The sequence below is a fragment of the Holdemania filiformis genome (assembly GCF_003459085.1).
In the GTDB taxonomy this organism is placed as follows: domain Bacteria; phylum Bacillota_I; class Bacilli_A; order Erysipelotrichales; family Erysipelotrichaceae; genus Holdemania; species Holdemania filiformis.
Map to the genome: position 1 here is coordinate 115,998 of NZ_QRUP01000008.1, position 20,191 is coordinate 136,188.

At 49.9% G+C, this 20,191-nt stretch carries 16 protein-coding genes and 1 CRISPR repeat array; of the genes, 11 read left to right on the plus strand and 5 right to left on the minus strand.

The features are described from left to right. The first annotated feature begins 142 nt into the window (after window positions 1-142). The 8 genes from cdaA (at window position 143) to DWY25_RS08245 (ending at window position 11,157) form a co-directional block, all read left to right on the plus strand. Window positions 143-1,738 (plus strand): diadenylate cyclase CdaA, encoded by a 1,596-nt coding sequence (cdaA, locus tag DWY25_RS08210; protein ID WP_117894831.1) that lies wholly within the window; start codon window positions 143-145, stop codon window positions 1,736-1,738. Further along, window positions 1,728-3,146, plus strand: a complete 1,419-nt coding sequence (locus tag DWY25_RS08215; RefSeq protein WP_117894832.1) for a CdaR family protein — start codon at window positions 1,728-1,730, stop codon at window positions 3,144-3,146. Before cdaA ends, DWY25_RS08215 begins: the two co-directional genes overlap by 11 nt. Next, window positions 3,146-4,480, plus strand: a complete 1,335-nt coding sequence (gene glmM / locus DWY25_RS08220; RefSeq protein WP_117894833.1) for a phosphoglucosamine mutase — start codon at window positions 3,146-3,148, stop codon at window positions 4,478-4,480. Before DWY25_RS08215 ends, glmM begins: the two co-directional genes overlap by 1 nt. A 194-nt stretch (window positions 4,481-4,674) precedes the next feature. After that, window positions 4,675-5,409: a class I SAM-dependent methyltransferase gene (locus DWY25_RS08225; RefSeq protein WP_117894834.1), complete on the plus strand. Its 735-nt coding sequence runs from the start codon at window positions 4,675-4,677 to the stop codon at window positions 5,407-5,409. A 107-nt stretch (window positions 5,410-5,516) separates the two neighbouring features. Then, the gene (locus DWY25_RS08230; RefSeq protein ID WP_039865455.1) at window positions 5,517-6,176 is read left to right on the plus strand and encodes a response regulator transcription factor; all 660 of its coding nucleotides are present in this window, start codon (window positions 5,517-5,519) and stop codon (window positions 6,174-6,176) included. Continuing rightward, window positions 6,177-7,598, plus strand: a complete 1,422-nt coding sequence (locus DWY25_RS08235; RefSeq protein WP_117894835.1) for a HAMP domain-containing sensor histidine kinase — start codon at window positions 6,177-6,179, stop codon at window positions 7,596-7,598. It abuts the gene before it with no gap. Further along, entirely contained in the window at window positions 7,579-8,736 is a 1,158-nt protein-coding gene (locus DWY25_RS08240; RefSeq protein WP_117894836.1) for a hypothetical protein, read from the plus strand. Before DWY25_RS08235 ends, DWY25_RS08240 begins: the two co-directional genes overlap by 20 nt. Before the next feature lie 321 nt (window positions 8,737-9,057). After that, window positions 9,058-11,157 carry a glycerophosphodiester phosphodiesterase gene (locus DWY25_RS08245; RefSeq protein ID WP_117894837.1) on the plus strand — a complete coding sequence of 700 codons (2,100 nt, stop codon included), beginning with the start codon at window positions 9,058-9,060 and terminating at the stop codon, window positions 11,155-11,157. 290 nt (window positions 11,158-11,447) lie between these two features. Here the strand turns inward: DWY25_RS08245 and DWY25_RS08250 are convergent, their stop codons facing one another. From DWY25_RS08250 to DWY25_RS08265, 4 genes are all read right to left on the minus strand, one after another. Continuing rightward, window positions 11,448-12,188 carry a CPBP family glutamic-type intramembrane protease gene (locus tag DWY25_RS08250; RefSeq protein ID WP_117894838.1) on the minus strand — a complete coding sequence of 247 codons (741 nt, stop codon included), beginning with the start codon at window positions 12,186-12,188 and terminating at the stop codon, window positions 11,448-11,450. Between the two features lie 147 nt (window positions 12,189-12,335). Further along, window positions 12,336-13,250 (minus strand): SPFH domain-containing protein, encoded by a 915-nt coding sequence (locus DWY25_RS08255; RefSeq protein WP_006060944.1) that lies wholly within the window; start codon window positions 13,248-13,250, stop codon window positions 12,336-12,338. Between the two features lie 27 nt (window positions 13,251-13,277). After that, complete coding sequence (locus DWY25_RS08260) at window positions 13,278-13,709, minus strand: NfeD family protein (protein WP_117894839.1); 432 nt, start codon at window positions 13,707-13,709, stop codon at window positions 13,278-13,280. A gap of 14 nt (window positions 13,710-13,723) precedes the next feature. Beyond that, the gene (locus DWY25_RS08265; protein ID WP_020224318.1) at window positions 13,724-14,089 is read right to left on the minus strand and encodes a hypothetical protein; all 366 of its coding nucleotides are present in this window, start codon (window positions 14,087-14,089) and stop codon (window positions 13,724-13,726) included. Window positions 14,090-14,240: 151 nt separating this feature from the next. Here DWY25_RS08265 and DWY25_RS08270 point away from each other — a divergent pair, with 151 nt between their 5' ends. The 3 genes from DWY25_RS08270 to DWY25_RS08280 are packed head-to-tail and all read left to right on the plus strand — an operon-like array spanning window position 14,241 to window position 17,539. Next, window positions 14,241-14,999: an alpha/beta fold hydrolase gene (locus DWY25_RS08270; RefSeq protein ID WP_006060941.1), complete on the plus strand. Its 759-nt coding sequence runs from the start codon at window positions 14,241-14,243 to the stop codon at window positions 14,997-14,999. A gap of 1 nt (window position 15,000) precedes the next feature. After that, complete coding sequence (locus DWY25_RS08275) at window positions 15,001-16,608, plus strand: Mur ligase family protein (RefSeq protein WP_117894840.1); 1,608 nt, start codon at window positions 15,001-15,003, stop codon at window positions 16,606-16,608. 13 nt (window positions 16,609-16,621) lie between these two features. Beyond that, window positions 16,622-17,539, plus strand: coding sequence for an isoaspartyl peptidase/L-asparaginase (locus tag DWY25_RS08280; RefSeq protein ID WP_244925952.1), 918 nt, complete (start codon window positions 16,622-16,624; stop codon window positions 17,537-17,539). 113 nt (window positions 17,540-17,652) lie between these two features. Beyond that, window positions 17,653-18,689: a CRISPR direct-repeat array (repeat unit 33 nt; unit sequence ATTTCAACCCACATACCGCTCGCGCGGTATGAC). Window positions 18,690-18,884: 195 nt separating this feature from the next. On the opposite strand, the gene DWY25_RS08285 is transcribed toward DWY25_RS08280, so the two are convergent. Then, a complete protein-coding gene (locus DWY25_RS08285; protein ID WP_117894842.1) occupies window positions 18,885-20,150 on the minus strand; it encodes an AI-2E family transporter in 1,266 nt (421 codons plus the stop codon). Between the last annotated feature and the right edge of the window lie 41 nt (window positions 20,151-20,191).

Here is a 20,191-nt window from a genome sequence, read left to right on the forward strand (position 1 = left end):
ACTTGCGTCCGCAGAAATCCCGGCTCCGATTTGCGGCAAGCCTGAAAAACAGATGAAACAAGCCCGGCGGGTTTCAGGCAATTTCAGTTTTCAAGGCTTTTAGAACTGTGCTATAATAATTCAATGAAAGGAGGATTCACCAATGGTTAATTATTACACTACCATTCAGTCGATCCTGAACTACACGCGGATGTTTTTCGACATCCTGATCATGTGGCTGCTACTCTATTACACAATAAAAATCGTTCGGAACAACTCCCGGACAATTCAGATATTTAAAGGAATCGTCTTGATTCTTGTGATCAAAGCGGTCGCCAACATCTTTGGCCTGAACACCGTCGGCTGGATTGCCGACATGTTTGTGTCCTGGGGCTTTATCGCCGTCATTATTATTTTCCAGCCGGAAATCCGGTCGCTGCTGGAAAAGCTTGGAAAATCCAATGTTTTTTCACGTATTTCCACCCTTTCAGGAAACGAGAAGGAGCATCTGGTCGACGAGCTGGTCAAAGCGGTGATGATTCTGTCCAAGGATCAGACCGGGGCGTTGATCTCGCTGGAACAATCTCACTCCTTAAACGATTATGTCAAAACGGGAACGCCGATGAATTCGATGGTCACTGCCGAGCTGCTGACGTCGATTTTTGTGACGTCCACGCCGCTGCATGACGGCGCGGTCATCATCCAAGGCGACCGCCTGGCGTGCGCAAGCGCGTACTTCCCGCCGACCAATCAGGAACTGCCGTCACGGTACGGCGCGCGTCACCGCGCGGCGATCGGGATCAGTGAAATCACCGATTCCGTGACGATTGTCGTTTCTGAAGAAACCGGCAATATTTCAATTGCCGAGGGCGGACAGATCACGACGGTCTCCAAAAAGGAGCTGCGCGATTATCTGCTGCGCGTCGTCTGCAACGAAGAAACCGTGGTCCGCGAAAAGAACACGAAAACACAGAACCGGAAATCCTATTTTGTGATCGACGAACCGCAGCTGGTCGTTGAAAAAGAAATCGAAACGAAAAAGAATGAAAAAGGTCTGCTGAACAAGATCGCCGTTAAGAAACAGGACGGCGGAGAAAGTGCGGAAGCCGACAAAAAGAACGCGGAGCATAAGGGCAATCTGTTCTCCGGGATCTTCAATAAGAAAAAAGAGACGGAAGTCCTGGCTGACCGACTGAGTGAACTTGAAAAAGAAGAAGAAAACATCAAGCTGCCGAAAAAGAAGAAGAAAAAAGCGCCGTCTTCCTCCATGTTTGAGGAACCGGAAATTCTTGAGCAGCAGATCGCGGCTCAGGAAGCGGAAAAGAAGGCGCAGGCTGAAGCCGAAGCGGCACCGGAAGAACCGGTACAGGCGGCAGTGATCGAAGTGCTCGAAATTAAGACTGCGCAGAGCGAAGACGAAGCCAAGGCTAAGAAAAAGCCGGCGCGGACCAGAAAACCGAAGGATTCGGAAGAATCTTCAGAAACCAAAGCAAAGCGTTCCCGAAAGAAAACTGAGGAGAAACCGGCTGAAGACAAAGAAGCTCCGATAGCAGAAACCTCAGAAAAGGCCGGAAAAGAAAATGCGGAGTCCCCGGTAAAAGCCGGCGCAGCCGCGGACATCACTGCTGAAAATCAAGATCATTCCCCGATTGATGATGTCAAGCTGGAATTCAGCGCTTCCGAGGAAGTGAACGACCACTCCCTGGAAGAAGCGGTGAACTCCGCCGATCAGGAAGGAAGTGACAAACATGAAGAATAACGATCCGAGACAGAATCCGATGAAGGATTCCGAATCCAAGCTGGAGCTGGCGAACAAAATCGCCCGCCAAAGCAAAAAAGTCGTCAAGACCTATGCGACGATTGAAGACGGACTGTTTAAAGGTGTGCGTTGGTTAAGTTCCTGGATCGACCGGATTCTATTTAATCCGCGGTATGGGAAAATCGTTTCACTGGCGCTGGCCGTGTTGTTATATCTGACGGTTAATTTCACCAACACCAGTTTATCCAACAATATTCAGAGCGTATTTGAATTGCCGTCCGTCCCGGTGACGATCAATTACAATTCCGATATGTTTGAGATTTCCGGCCTGCCGGGCGAGGTCGCGGCTTACGTCATGGGCGAAATGTCCGATGTTCAGCTGGTCCGGACGCAGAAAAGCTACAGCGTCGTGGCGGATCTTTCCGGTCTGACTGAAGGCACCTATCAGGTAAAGCTGCAGCCGAAGGATTTCTCCGAACGGGTCAATGTCAAGCTGGAGCCATCAACCGCGATGGTGACGATCAAAAAGAAAGTCACAACGCAGTTTGATTTGAGCTACGACTTTATTAATACCGATAAGCTTGACAATATTTACATTCTGGGCGAACCGCAGTTTGAAGCGACGAAGGTCAATGTCCGTGCCGCTTCCGATACGCTTGACAGCATCGCGTTTGTCAAGGCGCTGATCGACGTTTCCGGCAAGACCGCCGACTTTGAACAGGACGCAGTACTGGTCGCTTATGATCAAACCGGAACCCCGGTCAAAGCCGATATCATTCCAAGCACGGTCAAGGTCAATGTCAAAGTGACCTCGCCAAGCAAGGATGTGCCGGTCGCTGTGGAATTGCAGGGCGAGATGCCGGAGGGCAAGGCGATTGAGGAAATTATCTTTGATCACTCATCCGTCAAGATCTACGCGCAGCAGTCCGTGCTGGACAAGCTCGATAAGGTTTCCGTTCAGCTCGACGCCACGAAGCTGACTTCCGATACGAAGATGTATCAAACGATTACCTTGCCGACCGGTGTCCGGCAGATCAATCCGGCCCGCGTGAACATGGATATCAAGCTGGGCGACGCCGTATCGAAGACGATTGACAACGTCGCAATTAATGCGATCAACAACACGAACCGCTATAACGTGCAGACCAAGGATGACCAGATTGCGGTCAGCGTTACCGTATATGGAACACAGGCGAATGTGGATAAAATCACCGCCGGCGACATTTATGTATACTTTGATATGAAGGATCTGCAGCCGGGCGAACAGGAAGTGACCTTGCAGGTAAATCAGGATGCGGGGACTTATGTGAAGTACACGCTCCAGCAGGCATCCTTAACCGTCAACGTCACGGATCCAAGTAATTCCGCGGCAACTGATGACAATGACAGCGATGGAGGGACGAATTAATGGGACGTTATTTTGGAACTGACGGCATTCGCGGCAAGGCGAATGAAACGTTGGATGTACAGCGGGCTTTTCAGGTCGGACGGTATCTGGGGTATTACTTTTCCAGACAGGGAAAAGGCCGGATTCTGGTCGGCAAGGATACGCGGCTGTCTTCCGGTATGTTTGAAAACGCGATTGCCGCAGGGGCTTCGGCCAGCGGCGCCGATGTCTATTTATTAGGCTATTGCCCGACGCCGAGCGTGGCGTATCTGGTCAAGCGCGAACAGTTCAGCTGCGGTGTGATGATCTCCGCCAGCCACAATCCTTACTATGACAACGGGATCAAAGTTTTCTCCCAGGCGGGGATTAAGCTGTCCGCCGAGATTGAAGCGCTGGTGGAAGACTATATCGACGGGCTGTCGGAAATTCCGCTGGTCAGCGGCGAGAAGATCGGTCAGGTCATCCGGTATGACGAAGGTCTGGAACATTATCTGGACTGGCTGGAATCGTTGTTTGATTTCCGGCTTGAACAGTTTCATCTGGCATTGGATCTGGCCAACGGTTCCGCGACGACAACCGCGGAAAAGCTGCTGCGCCGGATGGGTGCGCACTGCACGGTCATTCACAGCGAACCCAATGGGATCAATATCAATACAAAATGCGGCTCTACGCATCCGGAATCACTGCAGGAGCTGATGAAAAGCGGGATCTTCGATCTGGGGCTGGCGTTTGACGGCGATGCGGACCGGTTGATCGCTGTGGATCCGCAAGGCAACCTGATCAACGGGGATTACGTTCTGTATATCTGCGGCAAATATCTGAAAGAAAACGGACTGCTTCACGGCAATACGGTTGTCAGCACGGTCATGGCGAACCTTGGATTCTTCAAGGCGATGGAGCAGTTGGACATCGCGACGGAATCGACGCAGGTTGGTGATAAATACGTTTATGAATGTATGGTGAAAAATGATTACATGCTAGGCGGCGAACAGTCGGGGCACATCATTTTTAAGGAACACGCGACAACCGGCGACGGTTTATTGACTGCGCTGAAGCTGTTGGAAGTCATGCATAAAACCGGGAAGGGAATCCTAGCCTTGGAGGAAGGCCTGAAAATTTATCCGCAGCTTTTAATCAACGTTCCAGTGAAAGATAAAGAAGCGGCGATGCAGGCGGATCCGATCGTCAAGGAAGTGGCGACGATCAATGAAGAACTGCACGGCAACGGCCGGATTCTCGTCCGTCCTTCCGGAACAGAACCATTAGTGCGCGTAATGGTCGAAGCGGAGAGCGACGAGCTGTGTCATCATTATGTCTACCGCGTCGTTGATCTGATTGAAAAGTCAGGGTTGTAACAAAGATTAAGGAAAGTTGAAGGGGAGGCAGAATCGGAACCTCCCTTTTTGAATCCGAACCTACTGCGATCCGTGAGCCAAGCCGTGCGGTCAAGTTCAGATAAATATAGCTTTTTAAGTATGGAAACGCTACAATGAATAAAGATAAAACAGCGGAGAAATTCGCGAATCCATGAAGAAAGAAGGAATTTAAAATGAAAGAAAATCGATATGATGATCAGGAATTTTTTGAAAAATACAGTCACATGAGCCGGTCTGAAAAAGGACTGGCAGGCGCAGGAGAATGGCCGGTACTTCAAGCGATGCTGCCGGATTTCACTCAGAAGCAGGTTTTAGATCTGGGTTGCGGATATGGCTGGCATTGCCGCTATGCAATGGAAAGGGGGGCAGCTTCGGTGCTGGGCATCGATCTGTCGGAGAAAATGCTGGATCAGGCCCAAAAAATCAATCAGCCGGCCGGTGTGGAATATTTGCGATGCGCACTGGAGGATTATGCCTATCCGGCAGAAACCTACGATATTGTGATCAGCTCGCTGACGCTGCATTACATTGAGGATCTGTCGGCTTTGTTCAGGAAAGTTGCGCAGACGCTGCGGACGGACGGAGAATTTATCTTTTCGATGGAGCATCCGATCTTTACCGCGGAAGGCAGCCAGCAGTGGCTTGATCAGACTTCTGCTGGTAATCCGGTATGGCCGGTTACCCGGTATTTCCTGGACGGCCGCCGGGATTCGATTTTTTTGGGCGCGCCGGTCGTGAAATACCATCATTCGCTGACAACGATCGTGCAGGCTTTGTTAAGCACTGGTTTTGAATTAGAGGATATCCAGGAACCGCAGCCAACGGCGGAGCTGATCCGGGAGGTTCCGCAAATGGAGGAAGAATTGCATCGTCCGATGATGATTATTTTCAAAGCGAAGAAACGGTAACGGCCGACTTCGTTTTCTTTTTACCTTTTTTATCCCGATCCCGGTTCGGGGTTTCATGGATTTCCCAGGCTAAATTTGATACAATGGAAACACGGGGTGAGATGCAAGTGAAGAAAGTAATAGCGATTGTAGAAGATGAAAAAGATCTCAATGAACTGGTTAAGCGATATCTTGAGAAGGAAGGCTATGAAGTCCGGTCTTACCTGACCTATGAGGAGGCTTCCGCCCATACCTCGGATGACGATGTTCATTGTTGGATCCTGGATATTATGCTCGATGATAAAAGCGGTTTTGATCTGATTGAAGAAATCCGGATGCAGTCTCCGGAAGTGCCGGTTGTTTTCATGTCGGCGCGCGATAAAGAGTTTGACCGGATTATCGGTCTGGAAAAAGGCAGCGACGATTACATCACCAAGCCGTTTTCGCCGAAGGAGTTGGTGCTGCGCATTAACAACATCATGAAGCGGACGTATAAAGAAGACGCCAACCGGATTGTGGTCGACGGGTATGAAATCGACGAAGCGCAGCGGCTGGTGTTTGAAAAAGGCCGCGAGCTGGATTTGACGACCAAGGAATTTGATCTGTTGATGCTGTTTGTGAAAAATAAAGGCACCGCCTTTTTGCGGGAACAGATTCTTGAACAGGTGTGGGATGTGAATTATTTTGGCTCCGACCGGGTCGTGGACGACACGCTGCGGCGGCTGCGCAAAAAGATGCCGAATCTGAGTATCCATACGATCTATGGCTTCGGCTACCGGCTCGGGTAAATGAAGCGCCTGCGTATTTGGCTCAAGGAGCTGTCGCTGTCCCAGCAGCTGCTGACGCTGATCTTCCTGGTCGTCACGGTCTTCACCGTCTTCTTTTTCGTCTATCTGTCGGAAAGTGTGAATGAATTTGTTGAAAAACAGATGTACAGCATGCTGCACCGCGCTCAGAACAATATTGCGTTCAATTATTCGATGGATATGGACATCGAAGAAATCGCTGAAAATACCGATCCCAGCATCATCCATTTATTTTATGACAAGGAAACCCGCCAATTCTCCAAAATCGGCACGACGACGCTGGATCCGCAGCTGACCTCACATCTTTTGAAAGAAGCTGATGGTTTGGCGCAGGAGGTTGCGGACCGTGCGTATGTGCAGGACCGCAAGACGTATTTTTATTCACTGGCCCGGCTGGACTCCCATACGATCTTAATCTCGCTGATGAGCGACAGCTACCGCAGTGATTTTAAAAACATGCTGCTCAACAGTGTGATTAATCTGAATGTGCTCGTCGTGTCGCTGCTGTTTGTCTGTCTGATGCTGTGGATCAGCTCTTTGATTCATCCGCTGAATCAGATCCGTAATTACATCGAAAAGGTCAGCCGCGGCGAGGAGGCCGAGCTGCATATCGAACGCCGCGATGAGATCGGCCAGGTAGCCCAGGCGTTAGTTGCGATGAAGGAAGAGCTGGACAAACAGGAGAAAATCAAGGAAGAAATGATCCAGAATATATCGCATGATCTGAAAACACCGATTGCGACAATTAAGTCATACGGGGAAAGCATCAAAGACGGAATTTATCCGTATGAGACGCTGGAAAAAAGCGTTGACGTTATCATCGAGCATGCCGATCGTCTGGAAAAGAAGGTTTACAGTCTGATTATGCTGAACAAGCTGGGCTATCTGACTGACGACGGCATGGCCGGGGATACGCTGGACATGAGCGCGGTCATCAACAAAGCGATTCTTTCCTTAAAGGTTATCCGGCCGGAACTGGAAATATCAACACAGCTGGAAAAGATTTATTTCCATGGGGAGGAAGATCCGTGGCGGGTTGTCGTTGAGAATCTGCTGGATAATTCCATCCGCTATGCGACCCATGAGATTGTCATAACCTTGAATGAAAAAGAACTGACAGTGGCCAACGACGGTCCGTTAATGAGTGAGGAACGATTAAATAAACTGTTTAAACCCTATGAAAAAGGAACCGATGGTAAATTCGGCCTTGGCTTGTCGATCGTCTACCGCGTCTGTACGACCTATGGATATCGGGCGGAAGCGGAGAATCTCAACAATGGTGTTATCTTTAGGATTTCCCGCCCAGGTGGTCTGAAACGTGAAAAACCGCGGAAGCTGGAAGGGAAACTTAAGGGAAAAAAGGAGAAAATCCGGGAGGATAAGAATGAAAATTCAAACAGTTAAGCTCAACATCAATCCCCGCCAGCCAATCCGGGCAGCAGGCTTTGCGCAGCAGGTCGAACCTTTGGAGACCGTCCGCGATTCGCTGTACGCGCGGGTTCTCGTTTTAGAACAAAACGGCTGCCGCTATGTACATGCCGCGCTGGACTCGCTGCAGGCCCCGATCGCATTAGTGAATGAGGTTCGTGAACGTCTTGAACAAGCCTGGGGATTCCCGACACGGGTGATCATCAGCGGGACGCACACCCATTTTGCGCCGGATATGCGTGTGGAAAGCTATCGCAATCAGGTTCGCGATCAGTTGTGCGAAGCCTTGATTCCCTTGACGCTGCGGGAAGCGGAGCTGACGTGCAGCTATGTGAGGGAGCCATTTACCCAGATCGGTCAGAGCCGCATCAGTCACTGGACGACTGATCAGATCTTTGCGCATGCGCTGTGCTTCTATGAAAATGACAAACGGATCGCGTCACTGTTGATTTATAACTGCCATCCGACTTCATTGAACGGGGACACGCCGTTTTTCACCTCAGAATATCCTGGTTATGCAATGCGCCAGCTGGACGCGAAGTATCCGGGCGAGTTCTTTTCCTTCCTGCAATCCGCGGCTGGCGATGTCAGCACCCGGTTTACCCGGAAGGAACAAACCACAGCTCAGATGGAACACTTCGGCGCGGTCATGGCGGAAGAATTTGAACGATTGCTAGCCCACCCCGCTGAGAAATACCCGGTGGATCTGGGCTATGCCGAACGCGCCGTCGCGCTGAAGCATGAACTGAAAGATCCGGCAGATCTGGTAATTCCGGATTATTACAGCGAGCGGGAGCGGATTACGCTGCAATATGGCATTGAGCGCAGCCGTGAGAACCTGGCGCATCCCGAGAAACTGCGTCATCAGACAACGTTCACAGCGTTGAAGATCGGCCCGTTCCGTTTGATTTTCAGTGAATTCGAGCTGTTCAGCGAGTACAATACCGCGACGATTCCGGGTCAGAGCGCTCTGATCTGTTATTCTCAAGGCTATAGCCATTATGTGGCAGGACCGTCATTTGACGGCATGACCTATGAATCGCTGCAGGATACGCTGAGCGCAGATACCCGCCGGGAATTCCTGAATGTGATTCGCTCCTTGTCACAGGATTGATCAGCGGGCTTCACGATTAAAAATCAGAATCTCATCAGGAAAAGAATAAAAATTCAATTCTAAGAATTTGAGAGTTCGAGTTGGATTGACAGCCGCGATGTGTACCGAGGATAGCGCTGTCAAAAACGGCGGTTAAAGATTAAAAAGAGCGTCCCTTCCTTGCGAACGGGCGCTTTTATCGTTTTTTTGTTGGAAATGATAATGAAAGATTAACTGCAGATCAATTCGTGTCGTGTCAGGAGAGGATCAGGAAATATCCGGGTTCTGAAACAGCGGGAACAAATCGTGGTATAATAAGACAGTTTAAAGGAGATAACGGTCATGCGTGAGAAGGGGAAATGGTTAGGCAAGCTCATTCAATTTGAAATTCTGTACCGGGTTTGTTTATATTTGTTCGTGAATCCCTTGCTGAGCCAGCTGCTGCGGTTGTATCTTAACCGGGCCCGGTCTGGGATGACATTTAATTCAGATATCGTCATGCGGTTCTTATCGCTGCCGGGGATTTTTCTGGCGCTGTTTTACATGCTGGCGGGAACCGGTTTGATCGTATTTGAGTTCAGCGTGATTCTGCATTTGATCGATAAAGGCCAGCGCGGCGAACCGCTGTCGATCCGCGAAGCTTGCCGTCAGGCGTTATTCTCGTTAAAAGGCATTCGCAATCTTCAGCTGCCGTTCTGTACGCTGTATTTCGCGCTGTTTCTCCCGGCGGCGCATCTGGTGTATATCAACGCGCTGATTCCACGGCTGCGGGTACCGGAATTTGTGATCGGCGAGCTTCGGCTGACTGTATCGGGCAGACTGTTGATCAGCGCTTTCTGGCTGGGGTTGTACGGTCTGGCGATCTTTCTCCTGTTTGTGCCGCTTTTAATGATTTTCCGCCGAATGAAGCTGAGTCAGGCGATAAAGCAGAATCTTCGATTATGGAAACAGCTGAGCGTTAAAGAACAAGGCCGGCTGGCGCTGGGCTGCGGATTCTGGTTTCTGGCAGAATTTCTGGTCGTCGATTTTCTGCCCAAGGCGCTTCTGATCAATTCCGATTTCAACCGCTACTTTTTAAAGAATTTAATCCTCTCGCCGACGTTCCGGCATTATTTAATGCAATCGCTGCTGATTCAGCTGGCGTTTTTCCTGATGAGTCTGGGCTTTCTGTATTTTCTGGTCCGGCTGATCCGGACTCATGGCGTCGTAATGATGGAAGAGGAACCGGAGAGTGAGGAAGCAGAAAGACTGAACGAAGCCGTATCGCGGGTACGCGGAGCGACGGCGGCCGGTGTGCGGAAGATTCAATCCTGGGAAGGGCTGCACCGGTGGATCAGCCGTCATCCATGGATCAGCGGATTGACGCTGATCATTCTGCTCTGTTTTGGAATCTCTGAAATTTTCCCGGATTTTATAACGCTGCTGCTGCCGGTGATTCTGATCGTCAGCGCACTGTATTTTCTGGGCGCGATCGTGACGAAGCTGCGGCCTCAGACTTCCGGAAAATTAAACTGGGTCTATGTTCGCCTTCATGGCTGGCTGAGCGGCCGGCGCGTCTATCAGCGGCATCCATGGATGGTGCGCGTGTTGTTAACCTTGATGGTCATGTATTGCGCGGATCTTTACCTGCGTCCCTTGTCCCGCGAACATCAGCCCTGGGCGATCGGTCACCGGGGATCGGCCTACGCAGTTGAAAATACAATTGAAGCTGTACGCCAGGCGGCTATCGCGCATGCCGATTATGCGGAGATTGACGTTCAGCTCAGCGCGGACGGCATTCCCATGGTCTATCACGATCCGACGCTGACGCGATTGACCGGCGTTAATAAAAAAGTGGAGGATCTGACCGCGGAGCAGCTGCAGTCGCTGACCCTGAGTTCAGAAGGACAGTATGTAAAGGGGAAAATTCCGACGCTGAAGCAGCTGATCCAGACAATGAAAACCTGGGAAGGGGAAACCGGTCTGTTGATTGAATTAAAGCTGGTTAACGGCAATCAGACAGAGCTGGCTGAGAAGGTGATCGAGGTTGTGGAAAGCGAAGACTTCGCCGCCCGTTCGATTTTCATGTCGCTGGATTATGAGGCGGTGCAGATCCTGCAGCGTCAGCGGCCCCAATGGTGGATCGGTTACTGCGTTTACGGAACTGCCGGAGAAATGGATTACCGGATCTGGAATTGGAATATTGATTTCCTGGCAGTGGAGGAAAGTCAGATTTCCGTCAGCTTTCTGGAACAAGCCGGCCGTGCCTGGATGCCGGTTTATGTTTGGACGGTCGATGATTACAATAAAATGAGCAACTATCTTGATATGGGCGTCAGCGGTTTGATTACCAATTACCCGGATCTGGCCCGGGAAGAAATCGACGATTACAGGCAGCGTTATCCGCAATACTATCAATACCAGGGTAAGGGATATCCAATCTACGAATGGGAAACGGAATAACCGTCAAGTCCTCATCAACGAAAAAATATTGGAGGAAGAAGTTCATTTGAGAACGGATCAGATTGACGGGTAAAGATTGGTGAAGATAAACAAATCAACAGGAATAGGGTCATTAAAATCTCCTGTTGGAAAAAGAAAAGCAAAATAAAAGACAGCGCAATCAGAGATCGAACCGGGCTGAAATCGAATTAACCGGGATCGCGGAGGCAGCTGTCTTTATTTTATTGATTTAGATGAGCGAAAATTAAGTTTAGGACAAATCACTTGCGGCGGCTTGCGCGAAAGACCAATTAAGCGCCGAAGACGATAAAGCGGATCAAGTCAACCAAGGCGTGCGCACCGATGGCGGCGCTGAGATTGACCTTCCATTGCAGCAGCGCAAACGGCAGACCGAAAGCAACGGACATGACGATCAGGCTGCCAATCTCGATAGTGCCAGAGAAATGAATCAGAACATGCGGCAGAATCATGATCAAAAGGCAAAGCGCCGTCTGCGCGGGGTTCGGTTTAATCTTGCCCATTACTTCGATGCATAAGGCATAAAGCAGGGTGCGGAACAGAATTTCTTCAAATAACCCTGCCCGCAGCGCATCAAACAGGAATTTCAGTTGGAAGGAGGGCGCAATTGTCAATTGGCTCGATCCCAGCCAGAGATTGAAGACTCCTAAGCAACTCCCGGCGGCGAGGATCCAGCCCATAGTTTTCCAGAGCTCGTTTTTCTTTCCGGGATGATAAAGGACAATCGGTTGGGGTATATCCCGCATCCGGGCTGCCGAAGCCACATATCCAGGTAGTACGAAAAATCCCATCAAAGGATGTGAAATTATGGCGATACTCGCAAAGACGAGACCCAGAATACAATCCTGACGACAGATTTGATTACGATAGCGAAATAGAAAATACCCGCAAAGTGCGGCGAATAAAACAAACCACAGGACCATCAGATTCAGGATCACGGTTAAAAATCCAAGACCGATTAAGCAGAAGGCCAACAGCGCCAGACGCGCGGTCGGGGAGTTCGATTTTGACATAGCATGAGGCTCCTCTCTGATTGGGTAAAACAATTTTGATCGAAACGATGACCGGGTTGCGGCAAGGCTTTCAAGGCTGTGAAACAAATGACTTGACCCGTTACGATCAGGATATGGAAAAGGCGTCAATTCTGACGCCCTGTTCCGTTATTCCTTGTTTTCGATCGGTTTGACGACTTCCGCCAGCGAAGCCAGCGTGCCGGTGATATCCTGCAGATTGCTAGGGATGATCAGCTTGGTCGCTTTGCCATCCGCCATCTTCTGCAGCGCTTCATAACCCTTCAAGGTTAAGAATTCCAGGCTTGGATCCGAATTCTTGATCATTTCAATACCTTTAGCCTGTGCGGCATACAGCCGTTCAGTAGCCTGAGCCTGGCCTTCTGCTTCCGCGATCATTGCTTCCTTCTTCGCCGTGGCACGCAGAATCATGGATTCCTTTTCGCCTTCCGCGGTCAGGATTGCCGATTTCTTTTCACCTTCGGCACGCAGGATCGCTTCACGACGTTCACGTTCAGCCCGCATCTGTTTCTCCATTGATTCCTGGATATCGCGCGGCGGGATGATGTTCTTGACTTCAACACGGCCGACCTTGACGCCCCATGGATCTGTCGCTTCGTCCAAAATCGCGCGCATCTTCGTATTGATGATATCGCGGGAAGTCAGCGTTTCATCCAGTTCCAGCTCGCCGATGATGTTTCGCAGCGTCGTCGCGGTCAGATTTTCCAACGCGCTGATCGGCCGCTCAACGCCATAAGTATACAGCTTCGGATCTGTGATCTGAAAGTAGACGACCGTATCGATCTGCATCGTAACGTTATCCTTGGTGATGACTGGCTGCGGATCAAAATCCTTAACGATTTCTTTTAACGAAACCTTGTTAGCCACGCGGTCGATAAACGGAACCATGAAATGCGGACCGGTATGCCATGTGCTGTGATAAGCCCCCAAACGCTCGACCACGTAAGCTTTCGCCTGCGGTACGATCCGAACGCAGTAACAGATCACCGCGATCACGATCAGAAAGACAACCAGGAAGATTAATATTTGTAAGAACCCATTCATAATTTATTTCCTTTCTTGACTGAAACTTCAGTCTTCTATTTTTTTCACGAGGAGTTTCGCGCCCTCGATCGCAACGATTTCCACTAGCGAACCTTCACCAATCGGATGCCCGTCGGCGCTGATCGCGTTCCAGACCACACCGTTCACCTTGAGTTCACCCCAGGTTTCCCCGGTAATGTCTTTCAGAAGCTGGACATGACGGCCGATCACCCGGTCGGCATTCGTCGCTACCACGTTGCCTCGCAAATACTGGGAAGCCATCGGCCGGATTGCCGCCAGACAAATTAACGACGCCGCAAAGAAGATGACGACCTGCCAGATAAAGGCCAGATTTAACGCCAGCGCGCCCAGGGCAAACAACGCTCCGACGCAGAACCAGATACTGACAAGGCTGGTTGCCGTCGCCAGTTCAACGACCAGCGCCCCCAAGAATACCAGAATCCATAAACCGAAATACATTTTTCCTCACCTCCTTATACGGGATTGTTCAGATCAATAATCAGCATTTTTTCGCGTTCATCAAACTGCGCGGGAACTTTAATCCCGTTGCATTCGATGCCTGTCAGCTGGGCGATTTCCTCAATCAGCGCTTTGTTGCTGATGCGGGCATATCCCTTTCCCATGGATACTTTATGCAGCTGCTCCAGCGGGATGAGTTTTAAATCTACCTCTCGCTTGGTCACGGGGCGGATCGCAACTTTCCGTTCTTCCCGGTCGAGCCCGATACAGCACCATCGAATATCTTCAAAATAGGCAGCCGCTACGTTGTTTAACGTGAAATTGTTCGGATACAAGGTCACTAACATCGTGTAGGCGTTGCCCTTAACCCACTCAAACATGACTTCGATCTCCTTTCTATACCATGTCTTTATTATACGCTGAATCCTCAAAATCTTCAATATCTTATTTTGCTTATTCTGAATATTATTTTTGTACTTTCCAAGCTTGTGAAGATTGCATATAATAAAGTAGAAACAATGGAGGATTTTTATGCCGCAAATTAAAATTAACGGACTGAATATTGAAGTTGCGACGGAAGGTCAGGGCCGCGATGTAGTGCTGTTGCACGGCTGGCGGCAGCGGATGATCATGATGGAACCCATCTACAATCATCTTAAAGCCCATTTCCGGGTTTTTAATTTCGATTTTCCCGGTTTTGGCAAAAGCGACGAACCGCCGGTTGCCTGGGGTGTCCCGGAATATCGGGAGTTTCTCGAAGCGTTTTGCCAGACCTTTGATATCCACGATCCGATTCTGATCGGTCATTCCTTCGGCTGCCGGGTGGCCGTTCACTACGCGGTGAAGAACCCCGTGCATAAGATGGTGCTGACCGGCGCGGCGGGAATCCGGCCGAAGCAAACCTGGCAGGCCAAGCTCAAAATCGCAGGCTACAAAGCGGCGAAAAAAGCGATCACGCTGGTCGGCAGCGAAGCAATGCTGGAAGACTTCAAACGTAAATCCGGTTCCGACGATTATCGAAACGCAACCGGCATTATGCGCGAAACCTTTGTTAAAGTTGTCAACGACGATGTCAGCGGGATGTTGGAAGACGTTACGGTTCCGGTCTTGTTGGTCTGGGGCGAAAACGACGAAGCAGCGCCTTTATGGATGGGGAAACAGATGGAAGCGAAGATGAAGAATGCCGGACTGGCAATTTTTGAAGGGGACGATCATTTCGCGTATTTCAACCAGAGCGCCCGGTTTAACCGGTGTCTGGATGTCTTTTTAAAGGAAGACTGGGAGGAATGACATGGAGTTTTTAAGACAGATTCAAGATTTTTTAGAGAAAGTGCTGTTTTCAGCACTGCTTTTGTGTATGATGGTGATTCCCTGGAAGCATGCTTTGCACATGTTCCAGCAGAACCGGTATGAGCCGGGGCGGTATATTCAGTGGGGAAAAGATCAGCTGAAAGTGTGGAAGCACTGGCTGTTTCCTGTGTTGATTCTCGTTCTGGCGCTCGGCTGCATCGTGATTCCGGATTACCGGCTGGGGAAGATCGCGACGGTGTGGCTGGCGGTGTTTGTCGGCGGGGTTACTTTATATCGGGAAAAGAAGAAAAACTATATCAAACCGCTGGCGGTGACTGCGCGGGTTAAAAGGCAGATCGCCGTCATGCTTGTGCTGAACTGCCTGTGGCTGATCCCGGCGGTCATGTTGACGGATTATCCGTTATGGGCGTTGTGGGTTGTCGCGGCGTGCTGGATCAACTGGCTTTTGATCTTTCCCATGGCCTGGATTACCAGTCCGTTTGAGAAGTTGATCAAAAAACACTATATGAAGTTGGCAAAGGAAATTTTGAAGAGTCATGACCGGTTGATTAAAATCGGGATTACGGGCAGCTACGGCAAGACCTCTTCAAAAAATATTCTTCAGCAGATTCTTTCTGAGAAGTTCTATTCGCTGCCGACGCCGGCGTCATTCAATACGCCGATGGGAATTACGATCACTATCCGCGAACAGTTGAAACCGACACACGAGGTGTTCATCTGTGAGATGGGGGCGGATCATGTCGGCGATATCGAGCAGCTGATGGATTTTGTGCAGCCGCAGATCGGCTTAGTAACCTCGATCGGTCCGCAGCATCTGAATACGTTTGGTTCTCAGGAAAATATCGTTACGGAAAAAATGAAGATGATCGAGAAGCTGCCGGTCACGGGCTTTGGTGTATTGAATAAGGATAATGAGCTGATCCGGAATTACTATATCAAGAATAAGTGTCCGATCGCCTGGTATGGCATCGAACAGGAAGACGTGGATTACCGGGCTGTGAATATCAGCTTTGGCCCGCAGGGATCCTCGTTTGATATCCATACGCGCGAGGGTGCGGATATTCCGTTTAAAACGCGTTTATTGGGTGAACACAACATTGCGAATATTCTGGCGGCTGTGGCAGTTGGCCGGCATCTGGGTGTCAGTTGGGAACAGCTGCAGAGTGCAGTGGCGCAGGTACGGTATGTCGAGCATCGGCTGGAAGTGAAGAAGATTAATGGTTATACGTTTATTGACGACGCGTTTAATTCGAATCCGGTGGGCTCCGCGATGTCTTTGCAGGTGTTGAAGACAATGCCGGGCACCCGGTTTATCGTCACACCGGGGATGATCGATCTGGGTCCGCGTCAGCATGAGATCAATAAGCAGTTCGGCATGAAAATGAAGGATTGCGCGGATGAGGTCATTCTGGTGGGCAAGCGGCAGACGGAACCGATTGTCGAGGGATTACAAGCTTGTGGATTTGATATGGCGCACGTGCATATCGTTGCGACAGTGAAGGAAGCGTTTGGTCTTGTTTATCAAAAGGCCGCCTACACGGATACCATTTTATTGGAGAATGATTTGCCGGATGCGTTTAATCAATAAGGAGCTTAAATCAATGAAGTGGACTTTAATCGCAACGTGGAAAATGGCGGCGGAAGGCATGCGGCTGGCGGAAGCGAATTTGCGGAAATCAGGCTCGGCCGATCAGGCGCTGGAGACGGTGATCACCGCAGTCGAAAAGGATCCGCGGTTTCATTCCGTCGGTTATTCGGGACTGCCGAATCAGGTGGGCGTCGTACAATTGGACGGTGGTTATATGAACGGTGATACGTTATCCATCGGAGCGGTCGGCTGTGTTGAAAAGGTAGCGTCGGCGTTTAAACTGGCACGGCATTGTGCGGATCAGCAGTTTAATAATTTTCTGGTTGGCGAGGGTGCAGCACAGTTTGCGGTTCAGTCAGGCATGGAAATGATGGAATTATTAACTCTGGAAGCGCAGATGATTTATGAGCAGCGCCGGGCGGAGCCGAAACCGTTATCCAGTTATAAAGGGCATGATACGGTTGGGGTTTGTTGTCTGGATGGACAGGGAACGTTGGCGGCCGGAACATCGACTTCGGGACTGTTCATGAAGAAGCCGGGGCGCGTGGGCGATTCGCCGGTCTGCGGGAGTGGTTTCTATGCGGACAGCGAGATCGGGGCTGCGGCCGCTACGGGCGTGGGCGAAGAAATCATGAAAGGGTGTCTGAGCTATGAGGCGGTACGCCGACTGCAGCAGGGACAGGATCCCCAGAGAGCGGCTTCATCGCTCGTTGCAGAATTCACGCGGAAGTTAATTCGGAAACGGGGCCGGGCTGAAGCGATTTCCTTAATTTGCGTCGATAAGGAAGGGCGCTGGGGTGTTGGCACGAATATCAAGTTTGCTTTCGTGGTCAGTGATCAGGATCATCCGGCCCGGGTTTATGTTGCGGAGCCGGATCAGGATGGTTGTACGATCCGAGCTTGGAATGATACAGATCAGGATGTAGATTAGAGTAAAATGAAAAAAGCCTGTTTTCTCAGCTTAAGGCGGGAGAGAACAGGTTTTTTAGTGTGTGAGTATAAGGTTAGTATGAGCGGATGGGGCAGCGGGTATATAGGTCTTAGATTTCAATCAACATACCGCGCGAGCGGTATGACGAAGTTTGATGAAAATCTAATCGAAATGCGACGTATTTCAACCCACATACCGCTCGTGCGGTATGACGATCGTGTAAGAGAAATGAAATTAACTCAAACCATTTCAACCCACATATCGCTCGCGCGGTATGACCAGATGGTATTGATAAACTGATGGCTGACCATATTTCAACCCACATACCGCTCGCGCGGTATGACGAGGCGCTGTCTCGCTGGCTGCCTCCTCAATGGCGAATTTCAACCCACATACCGCTCGCGCGGTATGACAAAGATCGGCGGCGCATTCGACCGCCTGAAAGCATTTCAACCCACATACCGCTCGCGCGGTATGACGATGCCGGAGCTGTAAACATACGATGATGATTGTATTTCAACCCACATACCGCTCGCGCGGTATGACAAAGATCGGCGGCGCATTCGACCGCCTGAAAGCATTTCAACCCACATACCGTTCGCGCGGTATGACCTAATTCCAGTTAAAGCCAGCCCACTGTCAACAATTTCAACCCACATACCGCTCGCGCGGTATGACAGACGCACCACCGGATGGTATATGCTTATTACCAGCAATTTCAACCCACATACCGCTCGCGCGGTATGACACCTCTTAGGATGTCGTTGATTTCACGCGACTGAATTTCAACCCACATACCGCTCGCGCGGTATGACGCAGGTAATCAGCCGTAATATTAACGGCGGATTCAATTTCAACCCACATACCGCTCGCGCGGTATGACGAAATCGAAAAATTAAAATTCGCACTCAACAAGATTTCAACCCACATACCGCTCGCGCGGTATGACTATCTAAATCTCCCAACAATGGTTCAACGCTTATATTTCAACCCACATACCGCTCGCGCGGTATGACACCGCCGTCAAGCGTCGTTATATGGTAAGGATGGATTTCAACCCACATACCGCTCGCGCGGTATGACTACATTGGAACCATTGAAACTGAATCCGGCGCAGATTTCAACCCACATACCGCTCGCGCGGTATGACCGCAGATAAGAAACTGAATTAAGATCGCATGTTTCCTATCTCACTCTTATCATAAACATTCTTGAGTGTACTTGCAACATTTTCCTTAATATTCACATTTTTACGGTGCGAACCTCCCTGGTTTTTTATGTTCACTTCATGTTCGCACCCAAGCGGACAAAAAACGCAAGGCCTTTGAAGACCTTGCGCTTAAGCTTATTGATTCTCGTTCGAAGATGAAGATTCCTGCTCAGGATTTGAAGTCGAATCCATACTGAGCAATCCGGATTCATTCAAAATCTGTCCCTTTTTCCGCATCCGGCCATTGACGAATTCACCTAACAAGGTGTAGAGAACGGCCGTTGCCGGAACTGCGATCAACATTCCGAACAACCCTAACAGACCGCCGAATACTACGATGGATAACAAGACCCAGATCCCCGGAAGACCTACGGAATTCCCCACAACCCGCGGATAAATCAAATTGTTTTCAAACTGCTGCACGATCTGGAAATAAACCATGAAAAACAAGGACATCCACGGGTTGATCGCGAAGATCAGAACACAGCCGAACGCCATTCCCAACATCGCTCCGAACATCGGGACAATACTGGTAACACCGATGACCGTGCTGATTAACATGGCATACGGCATCTTGAACAAAGTCATGGAAACATAATACAACATCGCCAGAATACACGCTTCTAACAACTGACCTGAAATGAAACTGGAGAATGTCTGATTTGTTTTTCGTCCCCATGCCAAGACGCGGTTTGCCGCCGATAAGGGAAGCAGAGCGCCGATCAATTTCTTCAGCTGGCGGATGAATTTCTCTTTGCTGGAAAGCAGATACAAACTTAACATGAAACCCATTACCCAGTTGCTTAAACCGACGGTGATCGCGGAAATGTTGTTGATTACCGTCATGCCGGTGCCGCCGACCCAGTTGGTTGCGGTCTGGAAAATTTTATCAGCGCTTAAGCCCAGCTGATCCAGCGCAGCCTGCAGCTTCGCCGTATCCAGATCCCATTCAATATTTTCCAGATGCAGACTGGCTAACAAATTGTTGATGTTTTCCACAATATTGCCGGCATAGACGACACAGTTGTTGAACAGCTGAACGATCGACGTGATCAGCTGCGGGAAAATAATACTCGACAAGACAAACAAGACAGCCAGCGCCAGAAGCAGCGTCAGGAAGATCGAAATCCCCCGCACCTTCGGTTCCCGCTGCGGTGGGTTCTTTTTGCTTCGCGGCAGCGCCTGGATCAGCTTGATCAATCCCTTTTCAATAGCTTTCATCGGCTGATTCAGCACAAACGCGATGCCGATCGCGTAAAATAATGGGGTTAACAGATGCATTACTTTCCCCAGCACACCCATTAAATCCTGAAAATGAACGAGGGCGAAAAGCAGTAAAACAATATACGTCGACAGCCACATCCAGGGCTTGATCTTTTTTAAGATATCTTTAGGAATCATAATCCTGTCCTTTCCTTCAACAGTTATCGGTTGGTTAGTTA

Excerpts from the sequence above, each read along its gene's own strand:
- DWY25_RS08215 (WP_117894832.1), top strand. The coding sequence starts at position 1,728 with ATGAAGAATAACGATCCGAGACAGAATCCGATGAAGGATTCCGAATCC.
- DWY25_RS08255 (WP_006060944.1), bottom strand. The coding sequence starts at position 13,250 with ATGAATGGGTTCTTACAAATATTAATCTTCCTGGTTGTCTTTCTGATC.
- DWY25_RS08235 (WP_117894835.1), top strand. The coding sequence starts at position 6,177 with ATGAAGCGCCTGCGTATTTGGCTCAAGGAGCTGTCGCTGTCCCAGCAG.
- DWY25_RS08270 (WP_006060941.1), top strand. The coding sequence starts at position 14,241 with ATGCCGCAAATTAAAATTAACGGACTGAATATTGAAGTTGCGACGGAA.
- DWY25_RS08285 (WP_117894842.1), bottom strand. The coding sequence starts at position 20,150 with ATGATTCCTAAAGATATCTTAAAAAAGATCAAGCCCTGGATGTGGCTG.
- DWY25_RS08265 (WP_020224318.1), bottom strand. The coding sequence starts at position 14,089 with ATGTTTGAGTGGGTTAAGGGCAACGCCTACACGATGTTAGTGACCTTG.
- cdaA (WP_117894831.1), top strand. The coding sequence starts at position 143 with ATGGTTAATTATTACACTACCATTCAGTCGATCCTGAACTACACGCGG.
- glmM (WP_117894833.1), top strand. The coding sequence starts at position 3,146 with ATGGGACGTTATTTTGGAACTGACGGCATTCGCGGCAAGGCGAATGAA.
- DWY25_RS08240 (WP_117894836.1), top strand. The coding sequence starts at position 7,579 with ATGAAAATTCAAACAGTTAAGCTCAACATCAATCCCCGCCAGCCAATC.
- DWY25_RS08280 (WP_244925952.1), top strand. The coding sequence starts at position 16,622 with ATGAAGTGGACTTTAATCGCAACGTGGAAAATGGCGGCGGAAGGCATG.
- DWY25_RS08260 (WP_117894839.1), bottom strand. The coding sequence starts at position 13,709 with ATGTATTTCGGTTTATGGATTCTGGTATTCTTGGGGGCGCTGGTCGTT.
- DWY25_RS08250 (WP_117894838.1), bottom strand. The coding sequence starts at position 12,188 with ATGTCAAAATCGAACTCCCCGACCGCGCGTCTGGCGCTGTTGGCCTTC.
- DWY25_RS08225 (WP_117894834.1), top strand. The coding sequence starts at position 4,675 with ATGAAAGAAAATCGATATGATGATCAGGAATTTTTTGAAAAATACAGT.
- DWY25_RS08275 (WP_117894840.1), top strand. The coding sequence starts at position 15,001 with ATGGAGTTTTTAAGACAGATTCAAGATTTTTTAGAGAAAGTGCTGTTT.
- DWY25_RS08245 (WP_117894837.1), top strand. The coding sequence starts at position 9,058 with ATGCGTGAGAAGGGGAAATGGTTAGGCAAGCTCATTCAATTTGAAATT.